Genomic DNA, 6,268 nt, shown 5'->3' with positions numbered 1-6,268 from the left:
CGGGCCCGCACCGCTTCGGGTGCCGGAGGGCTGGCTCGTCATCCATCACGGCGTCACCGGTGAGCAGCCCCAAGGCTTCGACCCCACCACACAGAAAGTCAGCTACTCCGCCGGGGCGCTGCTCCTCGATCCGGCGGACGTCACCCGCATCATCGCCCGGACCGCGGAACCCATCCTCGTCCCGGAAACCGAGGAAGAACGAATCGGCACCGTGGGGAACGTCGTGTTCCCGACCGCAATCGAGGAGGTCGACGGCGTGCACTACGTCTTCTACGGAATGGCCGACGCCAAGATCGGCGTAGCCCGCCTGGACCGGTTATCGTGACCGCCTCCCGCCGGACCGTCCTGGGTGGGGCGCTTGCTGTTGCTGCTGTCTCTGGTGTGGGGCTGCCTTCTCCTGCTGCTGTTGTTTCTTCGTCTGGCTTCGTGAATCTCGCGCATCTCGACTATCTGGGTGCTGTGGTCTCACCGCCTGCCGCCAGCGGGCATTCGACGTACGGGGCGGGGCCGATCGGCGTGCTGTGGACGTACGCCGACCGCCGCGCCGATGGGTCGTACGACCGGATCGGTGGCGGCACGTACGATCCGGCGACTGACACGTGGGGCCAGGGTGCGTTCAACGCGGACGACATCGCGCGGGCTGCTGTGGTCTACCTGCGGCACTACAAGCTCCGTGGCGATGCGCACAGCCGGTCCATGGCGTACGGGTTGCTGCGTGGGCTGACTTTCCTGCAGACCGCTACTGGGCCCAATGCCGGCAATGTCGTGCTCTGGATGCAGCCGGACGGGACGCTGAACCCCAGCGCGGAGCCGGTTGAACTACCGGACCCGTCGGACTCCGGTCCGTCGTACTGGCTGGCTCGGACAGTGTGGGCGCTAGGGGAGGGCTATGCCATCTTCCGTCGGGTTGACCCGGCCTTTGCCGCGTTCCTTCGGGCACGGCTCGAGTTGGCCATCGCTGCCCTGGAGCGTCAGGTTCTTTCGCGCTACGGCTCGTGGAACGTGGTCGACGGACGCCGAGTGCCGGCCTGGCTGATCGTGGCTGGCGCGGACGCTACTTCTGAAGCAGTACTGGGGTTGGCGGCCTATGTGCGCGCTGGCGGGTCTGCTCGCGCTCGGCGCGCCTTGCAACAGTTTGCCGAAGCCGTGGCTGCTATGGGCGCTGGTGACAGCCGCACGTGGCCCTTCCGCGCGCTGCTGCCATGGGCCGAGTCGATCTCGCTCTGGCATGCCTGGGGCGCCCAGATGCCCTCCGCCCTCGCTGCGGCCGCTTCCGTACTGCGCAAGCCGCGTCTGCTGGAGCCCGCTATCGGTGACACGGCCGGCTTCACTCCACTGCTGATGACAGTGGGTGGTCCCGACAACGGCTGGCTCCCTGCGCCGATCGACCGCACTCAAATCGCTTATGGCGTGGATGCTCGGCTGCAGGGCCTCCTGTCGGTTGCTGAGGCCGCGGACCGCCCCGGCCTACGCCAAGTCGCCGCCTTCGTAGCCGCGTGGTACTTCGGCGCCAACCGCGCCGGGGAACCCATGTACGACCCCGCGACCGGCCGCACGTACGACGGCATCTCCGGCGACGGCGTCATCAACCGGAACTCCGGTGCCGAGTCCACCATCCACGGACTGCTCTCGATGCTCGCGTTGACTCCTTCGCTGCTTCGCCAGGCCCAGACCCTCGGCGCCGGCCCGCGCTCACTTGCTGGCCTCCAAGTGGTCGAGGCTGAGTCGGCCACCCTCTCCGGTGGCGCCACAGTGGTCACCCCCACGTCGTCGTGGACCGGCGAATCCCAGTGGAGCAACAACTCCTACGTCTCAATGCCTGCAGGCTCCAGCGCGTCTCTGCCAGTTCCCGCCTCTACCCAAGCGCGCCTGGCTGCGCCCATCGTTGACCTTGTCCACGACCGCGCGGCTGGCGTGACTACCTGGTCAGCAGGGCGAACCTTGGGCTCGATCGACCACGGCACGGCCGGCCCGCAGGGTGTGTCCGCGGCGCCTGGTGCGCTGCTGCCCGTAACCCTGACCAGAGCGCTCCCGGCCGACTCCACCAGCCTCACCGCGGTTGCTAGTGCCGCGGCGGGTCAGCCGCTGCGCGTTGACGCAGTACTCCTGATTCCTTTGATCTCCCGCCTGCAACTCGGCACGGCGGTGCTGCTGAACAGTGTGGACACTCACCCACGCATCCATCCCGTCACTATCAACCGTCGCTCATCCGTCTACGCATACGACCGCTCAGGCCGTCTCCGGGCCCGTGCGAGCGCGCAGGGCCCGACCGCTCACGTTCCTGTTCTGCCCGGCGGCTTCACGGTCGTCCTGCAGACCGGCTGAGCGCCTCCGCGCACCAGTCGGCTACGAAGTTGAGGGCGAGCCCGCGCTGCTGGAAGAGGCGCTGGCTGTCCGCTTCCCGGTGGTAGGCATTGTGAGTCGGCTCGGACGCCCGGGCGAGCTGGTTCGGCAGCAGCCAGGCGTACTTGACCGTGGACGCCATCACCGCGAGGCGGACTTGGTCGGGATCACCACGCCAGCCTCCCTCGCGGAGACCTTCGAGGTAGTTCTCTACGCAGGTCTCCGCGAGTTCGGGCAGTCGTTCAGCCGGCCAGAACAGGTCGAATACTGCGTCGGGGATGTGGTTGCCGAGGTCTTCGCCCAGCGCGCCGTCGCCGGTGAAAGCCCAATCCAGCAAGGCGATCTCACCGGTCGGGCGGCGGATGACGTTGCTGACCCATAGGTCCAGATGACATCTTGCTCGCGGCAACTGCTCGACCAGGTCCAGCAGGTCGTCGCGATTCGCAGTTAGTTTTGCCCAACCCGCCCGCAGTCCAGTTGGCCAATTCTCTGCGATCAGGGGCTGCCGCCAGGCCGCATCATCGTTGAGCAACTCCCAGGGCACGTCGCGGGTGGTGGAGTAGTCGCGGAGGAAGCCGCGCGATGTCCACGGCACCTCACTCGCGGGCTTGGCCTGCCAGCGCCCGCATGCCCGCGCCAGCGCCGCGTGGTCCTCCAGCGCGAACTCCGTCCCTGCCAGGCCGCTGATGTCTTCGAGGTGCAGCACCGCGCCGCCGTCGTACTCCTCGGTCTTCGCCTCGGGCAGCGCTAGTCCGGTGCCGTCGAGGTGGTCGCGGAGTTCCTGGTCGCGGTAGACCTCGAGCTCGCGCCGCCAGTAGTTCCAATGCCTCGGATCGGTCGACGCCGCCCACGGCCCTGTGGTCTCTTGCGGCTCCTGCAGGACTTTGCGGATCACCGTCTGTCCGTCCGGGTAGGTGAGTCGCTCTACCGTCGCGGTGACCGCGTTCAGCGGGTTGTGCCGCAGGGTCGTTGCCGCCGCTTCCTCGGAGTCCATAACCCGATTCTCAGGCGAGCAGGGACCGCGGCGGGACACCGGTCAGGGCTTTCACGTCGCGGGTGAAGTGGGCCTGGTCCGCGTACCCCGTCTGCGCAGCCACCTCCGCCAGCCCCAGCCCCGCCCGCGCACGTTCCAGCGCCGCGTTCATCCGGAGCACCCGGTCCAGCGTCTTCGGCCCATACCCGAAGGCGTCCAGGCACCGCCGATACAACTGCCGCTCACTCAACCCCACACTTCCCGCCAACGCCGGCACCGCAACCCCGCGCCGGACGCCGCGTAGTACTTGGCTCACGACGCGGTCGGGTGGTTCCTCGAACAACCCAGCCACCGCGTCCTCAAGCGCCGACGCTCTATCGGCCGCCCGCCCAACGCGATCCGCCAACCGCCGACTCCGCGAAGGCGACCACAACTCAGCCAGCGGCACGCGTGCGTCAAGAATCGCCCTGGCCGGCACGCCTAGAAACCCCGGCGCCGTCCCGGGCGCAAACCGAATCGCGGCATAACGAACTCCGGCCTCGGATTCCCCGACATAGGCCCGACTGTCCGGCCCCGCGACCACGAGCTGCTCTTCGATCCAGAGCAGGTCCATGCATCCATCCGGCAGGATCCGGTACGCCTCGCCATCCGAGGTCCGCGTCCACACCACAGCCCCGGGCAACCTGGCCGCCCGCTCGCGATACACCCCCAGATCCCAGCTCATCCCAACAGTCTGACGCCCTCTACCGACAGAACCGCGCCGAGGCTCTCGGCTGATGACGGCACTCCCGATAGAAGCACTTCGCCACCGACATCAAGCATGCGTTACCCGCAGGCGAAGGCGGTGAGAGCCACGGCCGATGGCAGTACGCGGCCGTTCCCCGGCGCTGGCTCGATCCTGGGTCGGTACTGGCTCGACACCTGAAGCTCTGCCCACCGCACACCGGCGGATACACAGACCACCCGATCGGGTTGCGGCGCGAAGTACGGGATCGCCTGGTTCAGCCGAGTTCGAGGGCGGTGCAGATCCAGCGGCCTCGGTGGACCTCGAGGCGGAGCGCCATCGCTCGCGAGCGGTTGCCGTAGCGGACGTGGGCGGAGATCTCAGCAACCTCCGTGGCGGGGGAGAAGACCCGCACCGAACGCACGGCCGAGCGTTCCTTGGCGCCGCGGGCGGTGGCGGTGGTGGTCAGGCCGAGTACGCGGACGCGGCGGTAGAGGTCGGTGAACACCACGGTGTCGGTGAAGCGCACGAGCTGCCCGATCGGGCGATCACCGGCCAGCACTTCCGCCACGGCCTGCGCCAGTCGGGTACCCCAGGCTTGCGCGTCAGGCAGTCGCGGCCCATTTGGCACCAGCCGCAGCACAGGCGGGGCCGGCATCGCGTGAAGCTCTGGGTCGGTCTGGTACCGCAGCGCCAGCGCGCCTTGGGTAACCGGCACAGGCAACGGGGTCGGCCGAGGCGCCACGCGAAGCTCGGGCTTGCTGCCGGAGTCGGAGGTGCGGGACGTCTCCGAAGCGGAGGAGTTGGAAGCGCCGGCGGGCAGCGTCCGGAGGTCGGATGTGCGGGGCGTGTCCGAAGCGGAGGAGTTGGCAACGCCGGCGGGCGGCGTGCTGACGTCGGAGGTGCCGCCGCCTGGAGCGTCGACGGTGGGTGTGCCTGGGGCGATGGAGCTGACGTTGGGTGTGCTGGTGCCCGGAGTGTTGGTGCCGACACTGGGGGTGCCGGTGCCGGTGCCGGAGATGTTGGTTGTGGGCGCGGTGCCGGTGGTGGGGTCGGTGGATGCGGGTAACGGGCTGACGGCCGTGAGGGTGGGGTGCTTGCTCATGTCACTTCTCCTGGTGGGTAGGCGGCACGGGGGTTTGGAGCACCTGGCCGGGTTGGATCAGGTCGGGGTTGGGGCCGATGATGTGGCGGTTGGTGGAGTACCACTGGGGCCAGCGGGTATCGATTGCTTCTTCGGTCGCGTGCAGGCCGAGTTCGGTTGCGGCGATGGACCAGAGGGATTCGCCGGGCTTGACGACGTGTGAGGCTGGTTTCACGAGTTGCCCGGTCCGCAGGTCGGTGTAGCGGGTCGGCGCTCCGGTGGTCGGCCGATCTGGCACAGCAATCCGTCCGTCCGGCACCCGCTTCTCCGGCATCCGTTCCTGCGGCATCCGCTTCTCGGGTGCGGGCTGCTTCGGTACTGCGGTGCGCTGCGCCGGCGCGTCCTCGGTCGGCTTCGCGGCTCGGCGCTGTTGGTCGGTTCCCGCAGCGGTGAGGCCAGCGGTGGGGAGGTTTGCGGCGGGGATGCCGGTGGTGGGGATGCCGGAACTGCGGGTGCCGGGTACTGGGGTGCCGGTGGTGGGTGCGGTAGGTCGCGCGGCCGGCTGCGGTCTGAGGTGGCGCCCGGACGGGGGCTGCTGATCGTTCGCAGTGGGTTGGCTCTGGGTGGAACGCCCGGTCGGCTGCTCGGGTGCAGCACCGCGCTCGGCTGGAAAGTGGCGGGACGCGTCCGGGGTGGGTGTGGCGGTGGTGGGTCGCCCGGTCGCCTGCCGGCTGATGCGGTGGTCTGTCGAGGGCTGCTGGCCGGTTGCCGTGGGTGGGGTCTGGGTGGTCGGGGCAGTGGCGCGCTCCATCGGCTGCTGGTTGTCGACGCTGGCAAGGTCTCGGCTGGTCGTGGATGCGGTGCGGTTGTTGGTGGTTTCCGTCAGGCGGATGGTTGAGGGCTTCTCGGCGGCTCGCCAGTCGGAAGTGGGAGCTTCGCCGGTGAGTCCGACGGTTGACCGCGGCTCGGTGGCGGGGCGGGAGGAGTTGGAGGACCCGGTGGACCGCCCGTCCGAGGAGGTCGTAGGCCAGGACAGGTCGGTGGGCGCGGCGGGTTGGGAGCCCCGGCTCGCGGGGTGGGGAACGGTCGCGGCGTCGCCGGTGAGGCGGATGGTTGAGCGGGGTTCAGTGGCCGAGCGGGAGGA

The 6,268-nt window shown here is 69.0% G+C and carries 7 protein-coding genes; 3 read left to right on the top strand and 4 right to left on the bottom strand.

Going from position 1 to position 6,268, the window contains the following annotated elements; all coding sequences use genetic code 11:
* Together ABD255_RS24740 and ABD255_RS24735 are read left to right on the top strand one after the other, a co-directional pair.
* On the top strand, positions 1 to 325 hold a 325-nt coding region (locus tag ABD255_RS24740), incomplete at its 5' end, for a glycoside hydrolase family 130 protein (RefSeq protein WP_486336048.1).
* 101 nt (positions 326 to 426) lie between these two features.
* Positions 427 to 2,325, top strand: a complete 1,899-nt coding sequence (locus ABD255_RS24735) for a hypothetical protein (protein ID WP_344217910.1) — start codon at positions 427 to 429, stop codon at positions 2,323 to 2,325.
* Here ABD255_RS24735 and ABD255_RS24730 read toward each other — a convergent pair.
* The 4 genes from ABD255_RS24730 to ABD255_RS24715 form a co-directional block, all read right to left on the bottom strand.
* Positions 2,300 to 3,337 (bottom strand): aminoglycoside phosphotransferase family protein, encoded by a 1,038-nt coding sequence (locus tag ABD255_RS24730; protein ID WP_344217908.1) that lies wholly within the window; start codon positions 3,335 to 3,337, stop codon positions 2,300 to 2,302. The genes ABD255_RS24735 and ABD255_RS24730 overlap by 26 nt on opposite strands.
* 10 nt (positions 3,338 to 3,347) lie before the next feature.
* The gene (locus tag ABD255_RS24725) at positions 3,348 to 4,040 is read right to left on the bottom strand and encodes a helix-turn-helix transcriptional regulator (protein WP_344217906.1); all 693 of its coding nucleotides are present in this window, start codon (positions 4,038 to 4,040) and stop codon (positions 3,348 to 3,350) included.
* A gap of 277 nt (positions 4,041 to 4,317) precedes the next feature.
* Positions 4,318 to 5,145, bottom strand: a complete 828-nt coding sequence (locus tag ABD255_RS24720) for an Rv3235 family protein (protein ID WP_344217904.1) — start codon at positions 5,143 to 5,145, stop codon at positions 4,318 to 4,320.
* Between the two features lies 1 nt (position 5,146).
* Positions 5,147 to 5,935: a LysM peptidoglycan-binding domain-containing protein gene (locus ABD255_RS24715; protein ID WP_344217902.1), complete on the bottom strand. Its 789-nt coding sequence runs from the start codon at positions 5,933 to 5,935 to the stop codon at positions 5,147 to 5,149.
* A 130-nt stretch (positions 5,936 to 6,065) separates the two neighbouring features.
* Here ABD255_RS24715 and ABD255_RS24710 point away from each other — a divergent pair.
* A partial coding sequence (locus ABD255_RS24710; RefSeq protein ID WP_344217901.1) for a hypothetical protein occupies positions 6,066 to 6,268 on the top strand: 203 nt, incomplete at its 3' end.

The sequence above is a fragment of the Kribbella sancticallisti genome (genome assembly GCF_039530625.1).
Classification (GTDB): Bacteria; Actinomycetota; Actinomycetes; order Propionibacteriales; family Kribbellaceae; genus Kribbella; species Kribbella sancticallisti.
This window is presented reverse-complemented; position numbering and strand designations above follow the sequence as displayed.

What these genes read in the sequence shown, in the direction of transcription:
- ABD255_RS24730 (WP_344217908.1), bottom strand. Translation starts at nt 3,337, where the DNA reads ATGGACTCCGAGGAAGCGGCGGCAACGACCCTGCGGCACAACCCGCTG.
- ABD255_RS24715 (WP_344217902.1), bottom strand. Translation starts at nt 5,935, where the DNA reads ATGGAGCGCGCCACTGCCCCGACCACCCAGACCCCACCCACGGCAACC.
- ABD255_RS24720 (WP_344217904.1), bottom strand. Translation starts at nt 5,145, where the DNA reads ATGAGCAAGCACCCCACCCTCACGGCCGTCAGCCCGTTACCCGCATCC.
- ABD255_RS24725 (WP_344217906.1), bottom strand. Translation starts at nt 4,040, where the DNA reads ATGAGCTGGGATCTGGGGGTGTATCGCGAGCGGGCGGCCAGGTTGCCC.